Origin of the sequence: Burkholderia sp. SIMBA_051 (assembly GCF_046534915.1) — a bacterium.
GTDB lineage: Bacteria > Pseudomonadota > Gammaproteobacteria > Burkholderiales > Burkholderiaceae > Burkholderia > Burkholderia ambifaria.
The window spans coordinates 37,457-51,123 of the sequence record NZ_JAWRXS010000011.1 but is presented as its reverse complement, the minus strand read 5'-3'; the positions used below and the strand labels follow the sequence as shown (position 1 = coordinate 51,123).

Here is a 13,667-nt window from a genome sequence, read left to right as displayed (position 1 = left end):
CCTCACGCGGTCAGGAAGTCGAGCAGCGCGCGGTTGAACCCGTCGGTGCACTCGATGTTCGAAATATGCGCGGCGTCGAATTCGACGTGGCGCGCGCCGGGAATCGCGGCAGCCAGCGCACGGCCCAGGTCGGGCGGCGTCGACATGTCCTTCGCACCGGTCACGACGAGCACCGGCAGCGCGATGCCCTTCACTTCCTCGCGCAGGTCGGCCGCGTTCAGCGCGTCGCAGTTCGCCGCGTAACCGTCCTTGTCGGTATGCACGAAGGTGTCACGGATCGCATCGAACAGGCGCGGCTCGCGATCGACGAACGCGTCAGTGAACCAGCGCGGCAGCACGGCGTCGGCGAGCGCGGCCATCCCTTCGGCACGCGCCTTCTGCGCACGCGGCGCCCACACTTCCGGCGAACCGATCTTCGCGGCGGTGTTCGCCAGCACGGCGCGCACGATGCGCGACGGGAAGCGCGCGGCGAGCGCCGCACCGGTCAGGCCGCCCATCGAGATCCCGCAGAAGTGCGCGCGATCGATGCCGACGTGGTCGAGCAGGCCGATCACGTCGCCCGCGAGCTGGTCGACCGTGTACGAGCCGGCCGGTGCATCGGAGTGGCCGTGGCCGCGCGTGTCGTAGCGCAGGATGTTGAAGTGCTGCGTGAGCGGGCGAATCTGCGGCGCCCACATCTGCAGGTCGGCGCCGAGCGAGTTCGAGAAGACGAGCCACGGCGCGTCGTCGCGCGCGGCACGGTCGATCCGGTAATGCAGTTTCACGCCGTTGACAGTGGCGAAGGGCATCAGTGTTCTCCTGGTTGTTTCGGGCTCGCGTGCTGGGCGTGCAGCGCGAGCACGGCGTCGACGTAGGCCTGCGCCTCGCCGACGTAATGTGCGGGATCGAGCAGCCGCGCGAGCGCGTCGCGCGACAGGTGGGCCGATACGGTCGCGTCGGCGGCGAGCACGTCGAACAGCGTCGCGCCGGTGCGCACGGCCTCCTTCGACGCATGCTCGACGACATGGTGCGCATCGAGCCGGCCGATCCGGTCGCCGAGCGCGAGCATCACGGCTTCGCCGAGGATCAGCCCGTGCGTCAGGTCGAGGTTCGCGGCGAGGCGTTCGGTGTTCACGTCGAGGCCCGCGACGATCTGCGCGATCTGCGCGAGCGCGCCGCCGGTCAGGCGCGCGAGGTCGGGCAGCGCGTCCCATTCGGCCTGCCAGCCGCCGAGCGCGCGCTCGTGCTCCTGCACCATCCCCGCGAACACGGTCGCGACGAGGTTCGGCGCGCGCACCGCGGCCGTCAGCACGGCCGCGCAACCGACCGGGTTGCGCTTGTGCGGCATCGTCGACGAGCCGCCCTTGCCGGCGGCCGCCGGTTCGCCGAGCTCACCGACTTCGGTCTGCATCTGCAGCGACACGTCACGCGCAATCTTGCCGAGCGTGCCGGTCAGCATCCCGAAGCATGACGCGGCTTCCGCGATGCGATCGCGCTGCGTATGCCACGGCACGGCCGGCCGCGCGAGCTTCAGGTCGGCCGCGAGCGCGGCGCTCACGCCGGCCGCATGCTCGCGCAGGCTCGCCAGCGTGCCGGCCGCGCCGCCGAACTGCAGCACGAGCGCGCGCTCGCGCAATTCGGCGAAGCGCGCGCGATGGCGCAGCAGCGCATCGAGCCATTGCGCGAATTTCAGGCCGAGCGTGATCGGCAGCGCCTGCTGCAGCCACGTGCGGCCGATCATCGGTGTCGCGCGATGCGTGCGCGCGAGCGTCGCGAGCGACGCGCACGCTTCGTCGAGCAGCGGCTCGAGCACGTCGAGCGTGTCGCGCAGCTGCAGCACGGTCGCGGTATCGATGATGTCCTGGCTCGTCGCGCCCCAGTGCACGAACTTCGCGGCCTCGGGGTCGTCGGCCTTCACTTGCGCGGTGAGCTGCTTGACGAGCGGAATCGCGAGATTGCCGCCGAGCGCCGCGCCGTGCGCGAGCGCGTCGGCGTCGAGCCGATCGGCGTCGCACGCGCGTTCGATGGGCGCGACCGCGGTGGCGGGAATCACCTGCTGCGCGGCGAGCGCGCGCGCGAGCGCGGCTTCGACGTCGAGCATCCGCTGGATCGTCGCGCGGGGCGACCAGATCCGGTTGAGCGGCTCGGTGCCGCAGATGAGGGAGGTCAGGCGGGCGCTGTCTTCGAGCATGGCATCAGATTGGGGAAACGGCGTGCGCCTATTGTCTACCCAAGCGTGCCGGCGTGCGCTCGATCGCGCGCGCCGGCACGCTTGCCGTTCAGGCCGCGGCCTTGCGCGTCGCGTCGATCAGCGGCACGCCGGTCAGCTTCTGCAGTTCGTCGAACGACAGGTCGGTGAAGATCTCGCTCACCGCGAGGCCGTCGCTCGTCACGTCGAGCACGGCGAGATCGGTATAGATGCGGCTCACGCACTGCACGCCGGTGACCGGATACGAGCATTGCGCGACGATCTTGCTCTCGCCTTGTTTCGTCAGATGTTCCATCATCACGAACACCTGCTTCGCGCCGATCGCGAGGTCCATCGCGCCGCCGACGGCCGGAATCGCATCGGGCGCGCCGGTATGCCAGTTCGCGAGGTCGCCGTTCGCCGACACCTGGAACGCGCCGAGCACGCAGTAGTCGAGATGGCCGCCGCGCATCATCGCGAACGAATCCGAGTGGTGGAAATAGGCGCCGCCGGTGAGCAGCGTCACGTGCTGCTTGCCGGCGTTGATCAGCTCGTCGTCTTCCTCGCCGGGCGCGGGCGCCGGGCCCATGCCGAGCAGGCCGTTCTCGCTGTGCAGGAAGATCTCCTTGCTCGGATCGAGGTGGTTCGCCACCAGGGTCGGCACGCCGATGCCGAGGTTCACGTAAGCGCCTTCGGGGATGTCCTGGGCGACGCGCTTGGCCATTTCATCGCGGGTCAGTCGTTTCATTTCGAATTCCTCGGGGCAGTCAGGCGGCTTGGGATGCGGCACGTTCGGCAGCCAGCTCGGCCGCATGCGCGGCCTGCGGCACTTCGACGACACGCTGCACGAAAATGCCCGGCGTCACGATGTGTTCCGGGTTCAGCCCGCCGAGCGGCACGACTTCCGACACCTGCACGATCGCGACCTTCGCGGCGCTCGCCATGATCGGCCCGAAGTTGCGCGCGGTCTTGCGATACACGAGATTGCCCCAGCGGTCGCCCTTGTACGCCTTCACCAGCGCGAAATCGGCGTGGATCGGCGTCTCGAACACATACGACTTGCCGTCGATCACGCGCGTTTCCTTGCCTTCCGCGAGCTTCGTGCCGAAGCCCGTCGGCGTGAAGAAGCCGCCGATGCCGGCACCCGCCGCGCGGATCCGCTCCGCGAGGTTGCCCTGCGGCACGAGCTCGAGCTCGATCTCGCCCGCGCGGTACAACGCGTCGAACACCTGCGAGTCGCTCTGGCGCGGGAACGAGCAGATGATCTTGCGCACCCGCTTCGCCTTGAGCAGCGCCGCGAGGCCCGTCTCGCCATTGCCCGCGTTGTTGTTGACGATCGTCAGGCCGCGCGCGCCCTGCTCGATCAGCGCGTCGATCAGCTCGGACGGCATGCCTGCCGTGCCGAAGCCGCCGATCATGATGGTCGCGCCGTCGTGGACGTCCGCGACCGCCGATTGAAGCGATTCGAAAATCTTGTTGACCATGTCTCTTCCTGATACGAACCCGCGGCACGATGCGCGGCCTGTCGAGGGGACACGCGCGTGCCGCGTGCCGCGCCGGAGGCCGTTGTCGACCTTCGGTATTTGTTCGCTATTCGAACCTAGATTCGATTAGCGAACGATGGCCGATCATAGAGTCGCGCACAGCGCGTTGTCAAGGCGGGATCCCTCGGGGGTCGGCTGGTCGTCGAACGGCAGGCCGACGTAGTTTTCGGCCAGCGACTGCGCGGCGGCCCGCGAGCGCGTCACGTATTTCAGTTCGGCAAACTTCAGGCGATTGACGAACGGCGAGTCGTCCGGCGACGCATGCAGCATGTTCGTCATGAAGTACGAGAAATGTTCGGCGCGCCACACGCGTTCGAGACAGGTCGCCGAATAGCGCTCGAGCGGCGTCGCGTCGCCGTCGCGGTAGCGGGCGCCGAGCGCGCGGGACAGCGCGCGGACGTCGGCCACCGCGAGGTTCATCCCTTTCGCGCCGGTCGGCGGCACGATGTGCGCGGCGTCGCCGGCGAGGAACAGGCGGCCGTGCTGCATCGTCTCCGACACGAAGCTGCGCATCGGCGTCACGCTCTTCTGCGTGATCCGGCCCTCGGTCGGCGTCCAGCCGGTGTCGTTCGAGAAGCGCGTGTGCAGTTCGTCCCAGATCCGCGCATCGGACCATTCGGCGAGGTTTTCGTCGGGCTTGCACTGCAGGTAAAGGCGCGTGACCGTCGGCGAGCGCATCGAGAACAGCGCGAAGCCGTTCTCGTGATGCGCGTAGACGAGTTCGTCGAGCGACGGCGCCGCGTCGGCGAGGATGCCGAGCCATGCGAACGGATACACACGCTCGAACGTGTTCAGCCGCTCGGCGGGAATCGTCTGGCGCGCGATGCCGTGGAAGCCGTCGCAGCCGGCGATGTAGTCGCAGTCGATGCGGTCCGCGCGTCCGTCCGCGTGCTTGAACGTGACGAACGGGTGCTCGCTCTCGACATCGTGCAGCGCGACGTCGGTGACTTCGAAGTGCATCGCGTGGCCATGCGCGTCGCCGGCCGCGATTAGGTCGCGCACGACTTCGTGCTGGCTGTAGACGGTGATCGCGCGCCCGCCGGTGAGTGCGCTCAGGTCGATACGATGGCGCTGGCCGGAGAACAGCAGCTCGATGCCGTGATGCTCGAGCCCTTCGCGGCGCATCCGCTCGCCGAGGCCGGCTTCGTTCAGCGTGTCGACGGTGCCCTGTTCCAGCACGCCGGCACGAATGCGGTTCTCGCAGTATTCGCGTGAACGCGCTTCGACGAGGATGGCATCGACGCCTTGCAGGCGCAGCAGATGGGAAAGCAAAAGGCCGGAGGGACCGGCGCCGATGATGGCGACCTGGGTGCGCATTGTTCGTCTCCTGAACATTGGTTCGAGTAATGGAACACATTTGAGCGCTTTCCCGACTATGCAGCAACGCGATTCAGGAGATATGTTGTATACGCTTTCTAGATACTGGCCCGGCGATGGACACGCTCGATCTGAACCTCATTCCCTACCTCGTCGCGCTCGACGACACGCGCAACGTCAGCCGCGCCGGCGACCTGCTCGGCGTGAGCCAGCCGCGCGTGAGCACGGCGCTCGGCCGCCTGCGCGAGTATTTCGGCGATCCGCTGTTCGTGCGCACGTCGCGCGGAATGGAGCCGACGCCGCGCGCGCTCGCGCTGCTGCCGGCCGCGCGTGACGCGCTCGCGCAGATCGAGCGCGGCCTCGTCGCGCCGCACGACTTCGATCCGGCGGCGAGCACGCATACGTTCTCGATCGCGCTGTCGGACGTCGGCGAGATCGTGTTCCTGCCGAAGCTGCTGCAGGCGTTCGCGACACGCGCGCCGCATGCGAACCTGCGCTCGGTCTCGCTCGCGCACGACGAAGTCGGCCGCGGCCTCGAAGCCGGCTCGATCGATCTGGCGGTCGGCTACTTTCCCGATCTCGACGGCAACAACTTCTTCCAGCAGCGGCTGTTCACGCACCGGTTCGTCTGCCTGATGCGACGCGGCCATCCGTTCGAACAGGCGCCGCCGTTCACCGTCGAGCAGTTTCTCGGTTGCGGGCACGCGGTCGTGCGCGCCGAAGGACGCAGCCAGGAGGTGCTCGAGAAATACCTCGCGAAGCAGCGCATGCACCGGCGCGCGGTGCTCGAGACGCCGCACTTCATGAGCCTGCCGTTCATCCTCAGCCGCACCGACCTGATCGCGACGGTGCCGCACGCGATCGGCTATGCGTACGCGGCCGAGCACGCGTTCATCGTGCCGGTCGAGCCGCCGCTGCCGCTGCCGCGCTTCGACCTGAAGCAGCACTGGCACCGCAAGTTCCACAACGATCCGCGTACCGCGTGGCTGCGCGGAGTGGTCGCGTCGCTGTTCAACGACGAGCAGGACGAGTGGCCGAAGTGAAGCCAGGTGAGCTGCGACCCGCACACACGCGTCGCGAAAGCATGAAACAATGACCGGATATTCGCGCCGCCGCAGGCGGCCGCATTCGATGGAGCGACTAGATGGGTAAAAAAACCGCGCGACCCGAGCCGGCCGCATCCCGCCCGAGCCGGAAAGAAGCCGAGGAAGCCGTTCGCGTGCTGCTGCGCTGGGCCGGTGACGATCCCGCCCGCGAAGGCCTGCTCGACACGCCCGCACGCGTGGTGCGCGCGTACGAGGAGTTCTTCGCCGGCTATGCGCTGGAGCCGCGCGAGATCCTCGCGCGCACGTTCAGCGAAGTCGACGGCTACGACGAGATGATCGTGCTGAAGGACATCCGCTTCGAGAGCTACTGCGAACACCACATGGTGCCGATCATCGGCCGCGCGCACGTCGCGTATCTGCCGAACCATCGCGTCGTCGGCATCTCGAAGCTCGCGCGTCTGGTCGATGCGTTCGCGAAGCGCCTGCAAATCCAGGAAAAAATGACCGTGCAGATCGCCGATACGCTGTTCGACGTGCTGCAGCCGAAAGGTGTCGGCGTGATCCTCGAAGCCGCGCACCAGTGCATCTCGACGCGCGGCATACACAAGCCGGGGGTCGAGATGGTCACGTCGCGCATGCTCGGCACGTTCCGCACCGACCCGTCGACGCGGCGCGAATTCCTGTCGATCGTCGCGAATCCTTCTTCAGTCAACCTGACGAATACGTAATGCAGTCCACGAAGCAAGCGGCGAATGCGCCGGTCGTACTCGTGACCGGCGCCGCGCGCCGGGCCGGGCGCGCGTTCGCCGAGTATTTCTCCGCGCACGGCTATCGCACCGCGATTCACTACGACCGCTCAGCCGATGCCGCGCATGCGGCGGCCCGCACGATCGCCGAACGCGGGCACGACTCCGTCGCGCTGCAGGCCGACCTGTCGGATGCCGCGCAGATCACCGCGCTGATCGACCAGGTGTATGCGCGCTTCGGCCGCCTCGACGTGCTGGTCAACAACGCGTCGGTGTTCTGGCAGGATCATTTTCCGAGCTTCGACCTCGCGGCGTTCGACCAGGCGTGGGCCGTCAACTGCCGCGCACCGATCCTGCTCACGCGCGCGTTCTACGAACTGGCCCGCGCGGCCGGCACGCAGGGCGTCGTCGTGAACGTGGTCGATCAGAAGATCAAGGAAAACTTCCACCGCGACCATTTCAGCTACACGGTCGCGAAGGCCGCGCTCGGCAACCTCACGCAGATGCTCGCGCTGTCGTCGTCCCCGGTGCTGCGCGTGAATGCCGTGTTCCCCGGGCTGATGCTGCCGAGCGACGACCAGACGCAAGCCGACTTCGAACACGCGAGCCGCGCGTCGACGCCGCTCGCGCGCATCGCCGGCCCCGACGACGTCGCGAGCGCGATCCTGCTGCTGACGGGCAGCGCCTACAACGGCGTGGATTTCGTCGTCGACGCGGGGCAGAACCTCATCCGCGTCGACCAGGACGTGCTGTACAAGCATCGCTCGCCGACCGGCAAGCACTGACCTCCGACGAGCGGCGCCGTTCGCGCGCCGTGTTACGGCTTCTCGCCGCTGCCGCCTTCGCGGACCTTGCCCTGTGCGACGCTCGTGCCGGGCGGCACGCTGTGCGTGAGCCACACATTGCCGCCGATCACCGAGCCGCGCCCGATCGTCACGCGGCCGAGAATCGTCGCGCCCGCGTAGATCACCACGTCGTCCTCGACGATCGGATGCCGCGCATTACCCTTGACCAGCGCGCCTTCGCCATCGGCCGGGAAGCTCTTCGCGCCGAGCGTGACGGCCTGATACACGCGCACACGCTCGCCGATGATCGCGGTTTCGCCGATCACCACACCGGTGCCGTGATCGATGAAGAAGCTCGGGCCGATCTGCGCGCCCGGGTGAATGTCGATGCCGGTGGCCGAGTGCGCGATTTCATTGATGAACCGTGCGAGCAGCGGCACACCGAGTTGGTGCAACGCATGCGCGAGCCGATGGTGCATCATCGCGAGCACGCCGGGATAGCACAGCAGGATCTCGGTGATGTGCTGCGCGGCCGGATCGCCCGCATACGCGGCCTGGATGTCGCTGACCAGCAGCGCGCGAATCGACGGCAACTGCCGGCCGAACTCGCGCGCGATCTCGAACGCGCGCTCGTCGAGCTCCGCGAACGGCGTGTCCGCATGCTCGGGCAGGAACGGCAGCGCGCGGCGAACCTGCTCGGACAGCACCCGCAGCGTGCTTTCGAGCGTATGGCCGACGTAGTAGTCGACGCTTTCGTCGGTCAGATCCGGCGCGCCGTAGTGCGTCGGAAACATCGACGCGCGCAGGCCGGTGACAATCTTGCAGATCGCGTCGCGCGACGGCAGCTCGCGGATGCCGCGCGGGTGACGCGTGCGATGGAGTTCCTCGCGCGACTCGCGCAAGCCGGCGACGATTTCCTCGAGGCCCCACTGACGGACGGGTGATGTCGACATATGCCAATGCAGGCAGCCGCGCTCGATCGCACGGCCGCTAATAAAGTAACGGGTTCCGCAAGATTACCGCGTTTTCGTCCGGCAGCGGCACGCCGGGGGATCGGCCGGACGGCCAACGTGGAGCCGACGCCGCGCGACGGCGTCAGATCGTGATGCTGCTCGCGTCGATCCAGCGCACGGCCCAGTCGCGCGCGTGCGCGATCGCGTCGCCTTCGTCGTTGAACTGGAGCTCGGTCGGGAAAAAGCGGTTGGCGACGAGCTCCCCGTCGCTCGATCGGGAGATCACGACGTAGGGCTTGAACGACCCGTCACTGGCGCGCGCGGGCGCGCAATTCAACAGATAACCGCGGTGCGTGAAAGCAGTAGTCGCTTGCATGAATCCGCCACCTCTAGTCCCTTGTTTGTTGTTCGCTACCCGTCTTTAAGGGTGCTGCGACGTCCCCGTGCGGGCAGAGGCGGCGAGACTGCATCCCCTGTCGCCGCTTCGCAGGAAAAGAATCATACTCTGTAGAAAACGGCGGTTCTAGCTGAAATAAATCATGACAAATCAGCGCGCGCCCGGCGATCGCGGCGATCGCCCGCGCGCCGTTTTCCCGTCTTGCCCGGAACGGGACTTGCTTCGATCCGGAGCGCTTCGCCGCCAGGAGAGCCGCGATGGAAACGTCAGCTCAAGGGCGCGCCGTGCACCCGCGCAGCATCGAACTCGACAACGACGACACGCACGACAGCACCGTCGACACCGACGGCAAGAATCGCGAGGCTGCCCGTCTCGCAAGCGGCCTCGCGTTCTCGCCCGACCAGATCACGGGCAGTAACGCGTCGCTCGTCAACGCTGTGCCCGAAGGTACCGACGGGTTCGCCGGCTTCGACAGCCGGCCCGGCGGCAATCATCCGGCGTTCGCGCTGCGTGCCGGCTACATGGTGATCGAGAAGGGATTCGACGCGCCGTCGCGCCCAGTCGACGAACCGTTCGGCCCGATTCATCGGATGTACGGCAGCGCGTACTGGACCGGGCACGGACGCCGGCCGGAACGGGTGATCGAAATCACGACGGTGCCGGAGTAGCGCGTGCGGCGTTTGAATCGGTCGTTCGAGGGGCCCGTTGGGGTGGCGGGGTCGGTGGCGGATGCGTGCCGGTTTTGCGGTCGATGTGTCGTCGATAGCGCGATCGTTCGGATCGGCTGTGGTATCGATATCAGCGCGGGGTTCGGCATTCTCAGTTCCGCGATATCGGGCGTCGAATCCTCAGCAACGCCGATGCACGGGCGTTGATCGAAGTCACGCCGTCGCGACGCGGATGCGGTCCAATGGAGGGCGAGGCTAGCGGTTCGTCAGGTGGTCGTCGGCATACGTCGATGACGCCGGCGTGCGGGCCGGACGCGCTCGCACGCTGCGCCGCGCCGCCGCACGATGCCGGGCAGCCGTGACCGGTGTGTCGAGCTGGTATTCGCTCGACACTCGCGCGCTGTCATTGCGCGCGGCGACCCATCGCGATCCGTCGCGCGCGTCGCGCTCATCGCGAAACGCGGCATGCAGCGCGCGCATGGCGCGTGATCGCTGCGCGCCGCCGCGACGGCCGAAGCGCCGCGATCGCGACGACCGGCACGTCGCTGCAGAGTCCCTGCCGTTGGTTTACTCTGCCTCGCAGCAGCGCAGGGCCCACTAGGCCATTCGGCCGACTTTCGTCCAACCCGCCACTCGGAGACACTATGTACAAGCGCATTCTGGTTGCCATCGACGGCAGCGACACGTCCCGCCACGCGTTCGATGCCGCCCTCGCGCTCGCGAAGGAGCACGGTGCCGAACTGCAACCGTTCTACGTCGTCGAGAACGCCGCGATCTACTACAACGTGCCGGGCTACGACCCGTCCGTGCTGCGCGATCAGCTCGTCGCGCAAGGCAATGCGCTCGCGGCGGATTTCACGAAGCTGATGCAGGCGGCCGGCGTGAAGGGCGCGACGGTGATGAGCGAGGCGTCGTCGATCAACGACGTGTCGACGCTGATCCTCGATGGGGCGAAAGCGTTCGGCGCCGATCTCCTGGTGCTCGGCACGCACGGCCGCCGCGGGTTCCGTCGCCTCGTGCTCGGCAGCATCGCCGAACAGTGCGTGCGGCACGCGACGCTGCCCGTGCTGCTGATCCCGGCCGCCGCGCATACCGACGCCGATCAGGATCTCTGAGCGACAGCGTACGCAGCGCGCACGTGCAGCGTGCATGCCGTGCCAGCATGCCGCTACGATGCCTGCGGCATGCGCGCGCGGTCGCGACGTTTTGTCACCCGACGGCAGCAACTTGCGGTGGGACAATGATTTCGTCGATTCAACGCCGGAGTAAACGATCATGCTGACGCCCGTCGCCACACGCCCCGCGGCCCCGTTCCATGCAGGCAGCCGGGCGGCTCCCCGCCAGGCCCCGCACTGCTCGTCGTGCGCCATGCGGCACCTGTGCATGCCGCAGGGTCTCGCACCCGAAGCGCTCAGCCGCCTCGAATCGGTCATCTGCGCGGCGCGCCCGGTCAAGCGCGGCGAAGCGCTGTTCCGCGAAGGCGACACGTTCGACAACCTGTACGCGGTGCGCTCGGGTTCGCTGAAAACCGTCGCCACGCGCCACGACGGCCGTGAACAGGTCACCGGCCTGCACCTCGCGGGCGAAGCGCTCGGCCTCGACGGCATCTGCGACGATACTCACCCGCGCACCGCGGTCGCGCTGGAAGACAGCTCGGTCTGCGTGATTCCGTACAGCGCGCTCAAGTCGCTCTGCTCGGAGGCCGGCACGATGCAGCTGCGCATGCACAAGCTGATGAGCGAGCAGATCGTGCGCGAAACGTCGCAAACCATGCTGCTCGGTTCGCTGAACGCGGAAGAGCGCGTGGCCGCGTTCCTGCTCGACGTGTCGGCACGCTACCTGAAGCGCGGCTATTCGCCGTCGGAATTCAACCTGCGGATGACGCGCGAAGACATCGGCAGCTATCTCGGCATGACTCTCGAAACGGTCAGCCGCACGCTGTCGAAGTTCCAGAAGCGCGGCCTGATCGAAATGCAGGGCCGCCTCGTGCAGATCGTCGATTTCGACGGCCTTCATCACGTCTGACCCCGCGCGGCGCGCGACCTGCGCGCCGCCGCCCGCTTCTGACGCCTTTCCCACCTCTCCCGCTTCGATCAGTCGAGAAACAGCGCGGCACGCGTCTTGAGCGCCGCGCTGAAGTCGTCGAGCCAGCCGATCGACAGGCGCCAGCTCTGCCAGTACAGCTCGATATCGACGGTCCGCCCGCGCGACATGTCGACCAGTTCGCCCGCCGCCAGCTGGCGATCGACCATCCGGTCCGGGCACATTCCCCATCCCAACCCCGTTTCGCATGCGCGCAGATAGCCCGCGACATGCGGGATCCAGTGTTGCGGCGGATCGAGATCCGCACGCGTCACGCGCCGGATGAAGCGTGCCTGCAGGCCATCCTTGGGATTGAACATCACGCACGGCGCGCGGCGCAGCGCATCGCGCGTGATGCCCGCGCCGAAATAGCGGTCGTAAAACGCCGGCGAACACACCGCGCGATAGCGGATGCGCCCGAGCCGCGTCGACCGGCATCCCTGGATCGGCTCGGCCTGCGCGGTCACCGCGCCCTGCACGCTGCCATCGCGAATGCGCGCGGCCGTATGGTCCTGATCGTCGATCACGAGGTCGAGCAAGGTCTCGCGCTCGGTACAGAAGGGCCCGACCGCGTCGATGAACCAGGTCGCGACGCTGTCGTCGTTGACGGCCACGCGCAACGTCGGCCACGCGCTCGCGATCTGGCCCGGCAACGCGGGCATCCGGCCGCCCAGTTCGGCCTCGAGCAACTGCACGCGTTCCGTATGCCGGCATAGAAGCGCGCCGGACGTCGTCGCGACGCACGGCTGCCCGCGCTTGACGAGCACGCTGCCGACGCGCTCCTCCAGGAGCTTCACGCGCTGCGATACCGCCGACGGCGTGACGTTCAGCTCCTTGGCCGCCCGTTCGAATGAACCGTGCCGGATCACCGCGGCCAGGGCGTCGAGCAACGCGTAGTCGAGCATTAGATTTCCTTAATCAGCATTAGGTGAATTAGCTTCTCTTATGTTGCGGCTGACCGCAGACTAACGCCAACTGATTCCCCCGTCTACGGCTTCACCTTTCCCCATCATGAACTGGATCGCTTTTTCCCACGGCGCCGCCCTCTGCGGATCGCTCATCGTCACCATCGGCGCGCAGAACGCATTCGTGCTCCGGCAAGGCATCATGCGCTCGCATGTCGGCAAGATCGTGCTGCTGTGCGCGCTGTCCGACATGATCCTGATCGGCGCGGGCGTCGGCGGCGCGTCGGTGCTCGTCGAACGCTATCCGACCTTCGTCCACGTGGTGCTGTACGTCGGCCTCGCGTATCTCGCATGGTTCGGCTTCAACGCGCTGCGCCGGGCATTCAAGCCCGGACACGAAACGCTCGACGTGCGCGGCGACGCCGTCGCGCCGCCGCCGCAGAGCACGGTCGCGATCGTGCTGATGACGCTCGCCTTCACGTGGCTCAACCCGCACGTGTATCTCGATACGTTCCTGCTGATCGGCACGGCCGGTGCGCGCGAGCCGGAGGGTGCGCGCCTCGCATTCGCGATCGGCGCGATGGCGGTCAGCCTCGTGTGGTTCCTCGGGCTCGGATACGGGGCGCGACTGCTCGCGCCGTGGTTTCGCAAGGCCGTTGCGTGGCGCGTGCTGGATGGCGCGATCGGCAGCATGGTGCTGTTTCTCGCGGCGGTGCAGTTGCGGTGACGCTTGATGATTGAGCGATCGCGGGCGGCCACTAGCCGCCCGTATTTCGTTCCGCTCCGATGCTGCGTCACAGAACGCCGGTTTCCACCCGCCTCTCGACCGTCCGCTGCCGCGCCCAACCACGGCAAAATTCGGTTCCCGATCGAACGCAGTCGCACGGATGGTGCACATAGCGGACGATTCGTCCGTCATCCGCCGCAAGTCCTCCGTCACCGCGGCCGCGTGACCGCTGCACGATCCCGGTCGATGCGCGAGAATATTCGAGCATCCCGCGACAACGGCGAAAGCGCGTCGCCCCTCCGCCATCCCGTCGCATTCAACTCGACCGGT

At 67.5% G+C, this 13,667-nt stretch carries 15 protein-coding genes; 7 read left to right on the top strand and 8 right to left on the bottom strand.

All coding sequences use genetic code 11. The features are described 5' to 3' along the window. Nucleotides 1–2: 2 nt before the first annotated feature. From pcaD to pobA, 5 genes are all read right to left on the bottom strand, one after another. Nucleotides 3–788, bottom strand: a complete 786-nt coding sequence (gene pcaD / locus SB771_RS25305; RefSeq protein ID WP_175659894.1) for a 3-oxoadipate enol-lactonase — start codon at nt 786–788, stop codon at nt 3–5. Continuing rightward, nucleotides 788–2,170, bottom strand: coding sequence for a 3-carboxy-cis,cis-muconate cycloisomerase (locus SB771_RS25300; protein ID WP_175659895.1), 1,383 nt, complete (start codon nt 2,168–2,170; stop codon nt 788–790). The genes pcaD and SB771_RS25300 overlap by 1 nt, the downstream gene beginning before the upstream one ends. Nucleotides 2,171–2,258: 88 nt before the next feature. Further along, nucleotides 2,259–2,915, bottom strand: a complete 657-nt coding sequence (locus tag SB771_RS25295; RefSeq protein WP_006749279.1) for a CoA transferase subunit B — start codon at nt 2,913–2,915, stop codon at nt 2,259–2,261. 19 nt (nt 2,916–2,934) lie between these two features. After that, nucleotides 2,935–3,651: a 3-oxoacid CoA-transferase subunit A gene (locus tag SB771_RS25290; RefSeq protein ID WP_006756646.1), complete on the bottom strand. Its 717-nt coding sequence runs from the start codon at nt 3,649–3,651 to the stop codon at nt 2,935–2,937. A gap of 144 nt (nt 3,652–3,795) precedes the next feature. Further along, nucleotides 3,796–5,028, bottom strand: coding sequence for a 4-hydroxybenzoate 3-monooxygenase (pobA, locus tag SB771_RS25285; RefSeq protein ID WP_175659896.1), 1,233 nt, complete (start codon nt 5,026–5,028; stop codon nt 3,796–3,798). A gap of 116 nt (nt 5,029–5,144) precedes the next feature. Between pobA and SB771_RS25280 the strand changes: the two genes are divergently transcribed. From SB771_RS25280 to SB771_RS25270, 3 genes are all read left to right on the top strand, one after another. Then, on the top strand, nt 5,145–6,071 hold the full coding sequence (locus tag SB771_RS25280; RefSeq protein ID WP_175659897.1) for a LysR family transcriptional regulator: 927 nt from the start codon (nt 5,145–5,147) through the stop codon (nt 6,069–6,071). Nucleotides 6,072–6,172: 101 nt separating this feature from the next. Beyond that, nucleotides 6,173–6,802, top strand: a complete 630-nt coding sequence (gene folE / locus SB771_RS25275; protein ID WP_006756649.1) for a GTP cyclohydrolase I FolE — start codon at nt 6,173–6,175, stop codon at nt 6,800–6,802. Continuing rightward, nucleotides 6,802–7,605 carry an SDR family oxidoreductase gene (locus SB771_RS25270; RefSeq protein ID WP_175659898.1) on the top strand — a complete coding sequence of 268 codons (804 nt, stop codon included), beginning with the start codon at nt 6,802–6,804 and terminating at the stop codon, nt 7,603–7,605. Before folE ends, SB771_RS25270 begins: the two co-directional genes overlap by 1 nt. A 32-nt stretch (nt 7,606–7,637) precedes the next feature. Here SB771_RS25270 and epsC read toward each other — a convergent pair whose 3' ends face one another. Together epsC and SB771_RS25260 are read right to left on the bottom strand one after the other, a co-directional pair. Further along, nucleotides 7,638–8,558, bottom strand: a complete 921-nt coding sequence (gene epsC, locus SB771_RS25265; protein ID WP_105833567.1) for a serine O-acetyltransferase EpsC — start codon at nt 8,556–8,558, stop codon at nt 7,638–7,640. A gap of 142 nt (nt 8,559–8,700) precedes the next feature. Next, on the bottom strand, nt 8,701–8,934 hold the full coding sequence (locus SB771_RS25260) for a hypothetical protein (protein ID WP_011659947.1): 234 nt from the start codon (nt 8,932–8,934) through the stop codon (nt 8,701–8,703). Between the two features lie 278 nt (nt 8,935–9,212). Between SB771_RS25260 and SB771_RS25255 the strand changes: the two genes are divergently transcribed. The 3 genes from SB771_RS25255 to fnr all read left to right on the top strand — a co-directional run bounded on the left by SB771_RS25255 (nt 9,213) and on the right by fnr (nt 11,648). After that, nucleotides 9,213–9,623, top strand: a complete 411-nt coding sequence (locus SB771_RS25255) for a DUF3005 domain-containing protein (protein ID WP_175659899.1) — start codon at nt 9,213–9,215, stop codon at nt 9,621–9,623. A gap of 644 nt (nt 9,624–10,267) precedes the next feature. Next, nucleotides 10,268–10,738 (top strand): universal stress protein, encoded by a 471-nt coding sequence (locus SB771_RS25250; RefSeq protein ID WP_011659945.1) that lies wholly within the window; start codon nt 10,268–10,270, stop codon nt 10,736–10,738. A 160-nt stretch (nt 10,739–10,898) separates the two neighbouring features. After that, nucleotides 10,899–11,648: a fumarate/nitrate reduction transcriptional regulator Fnr gene (gene fnr, locus SB771_RS25245; protein WP_126226341.1), complete on the top strand. Its 750-nt coding sequence runs from the start codon at nt 10,899–10,901 to the stop codon at nt 11,646–11,648. A 68-nt stretch (nt 11,649–11,716) separates the two neighbouring features. Here the strand turns inward: fnr and SB771_RS25240 are convergent, their stop codons facing one another. Then, nucleotides 11,717–12,610: a LysR family transcriptional regulator ArgP gene (locus tag SB771_RS25240; protein ID WP_011659943.1), complete on the bottom strand. Its 894-nt coding sequence runs from the start codon at nt 12,608–12,610 to the stop codon at nt 11,717–11,719. A 106-nt stretch (nt 12,611–12,716) separates the two neighbouring features. Here SB771_RS25240 and SB771_RS25235 point away from each other — a divergent pair, with 106 nt between their 5' ends. Further along, the gene (locus tag SB771_RS25235) at nt 12,717–13,337 is read left to right on the top strand and encodes a LysE/ArgO family amino acid transporter (protein ID WP_105833562.1); all 621 of its coding nucleotides are present in this window, start codon (nt 12,717–12,719) and stop codon (nt 13,335–13,337) included. Nucleotides 13,338–13,667 lie beyond the last annotated feature (330 nt).

Coding starts and splice junctions, on each gene's coding strand:
- SB771_RS25250 (WP_011659945.1), top strand. CDS start 10,268: ATGTACAAGCGCATTCTGGTTGCCATCGACGGCAGCGACACGTCCCGC.
- SB771_RS25240 (WP_011659943.1), bottom strand. CDS start 12,610: ATGCTCGACTACGCGTTGCTCGACGCCCTGGCCGCGGTGATCCGGCAC.
- SB771_RS25295 (WP_006749279.1), bottom strand. CDS start 2,915: ATGAAACGACTGACCCGCGATGAAATGGCCAAGCGCGTCGCCCAGGAC.
- pcaD (WP_175659894.1), bottom strand. CDS start 788: ATGCCCTTCGCCACTGTCAACGGCGTGAAACTGCATTACCGGATCGAC.
- SB771_RS25270 (WP_175659898.1), top strand. CDS start 6,802: ATGCAGTCCACGAAGCAAGCGGCGAATGCGCCGGTCGTACTCGTGACC.
- SB771_RS25255 (WP_175659899.1), top strand. CDS start 9,213: ATGGAAACGTCAGCTCAAGGGCGCGCCGTGCACCCGCGCAGCATCGAA.
- SB771_RS25280 (WP_175659897.1), top strand. CDS start 5,145: ATGGACACGCTCGATCTGAACCTCATTCCCTACCTCGTCGCGCTCGAC.
- pobA (WP_175659896.1), bottom strand. CDS start 5,028: ATGCGCACCCAGGTCGCCATCATCGGCGCCGGTCCCTCCGGCCTTTTG.
- epsC (WP_105833567.1), bottom strand. CDS start 8,558: ATGTCGACATCACCCGTCCGTCAGTGGGGCCTCGAGGAAATCGTCGCC.
- SB771_RS25235 (WP_105833562.1), top strand. CDS start 12,717: ATGAACTGGATCGCTTTTTCCCACGGCGCCGCCCTCTGCGGATCGCTC.
- folE (WP_006756649.1), top strand. CDS start 6,173: ATGGGTAAAAAAACCGCGCGACCCGAGCCGGCCGCATCCCGCCCGAGC.
- fnr (WP_126226341.1), top strand. CDS start 10,899: ATGCTGACGCCCGTCGCCACACGCCCCGCGGCCCCGTTCCATGCAGGC.
- SB771_RS25260 (WP_011659947.1), bottom strand. CDS start 8,934: ATGCAAGCGACTACTGCTTTCACGCACCGCGGTTATCTGTTGAATTGC.
- SB771_RS25290 (WP_006756646.1), bottom strand. CDS start 3,651: ATGGTCAACAAGATTTTCGAATCGCTTCAATCGGCGGTCGCGGACGTC.
- SB771_RS25300 (WP_175659895.1), bottom strand. CDS start 2,170: ATGCTCGAAGACAGCGCCCGCCTGACCTCCCTCATCTGCGGCACCGAG.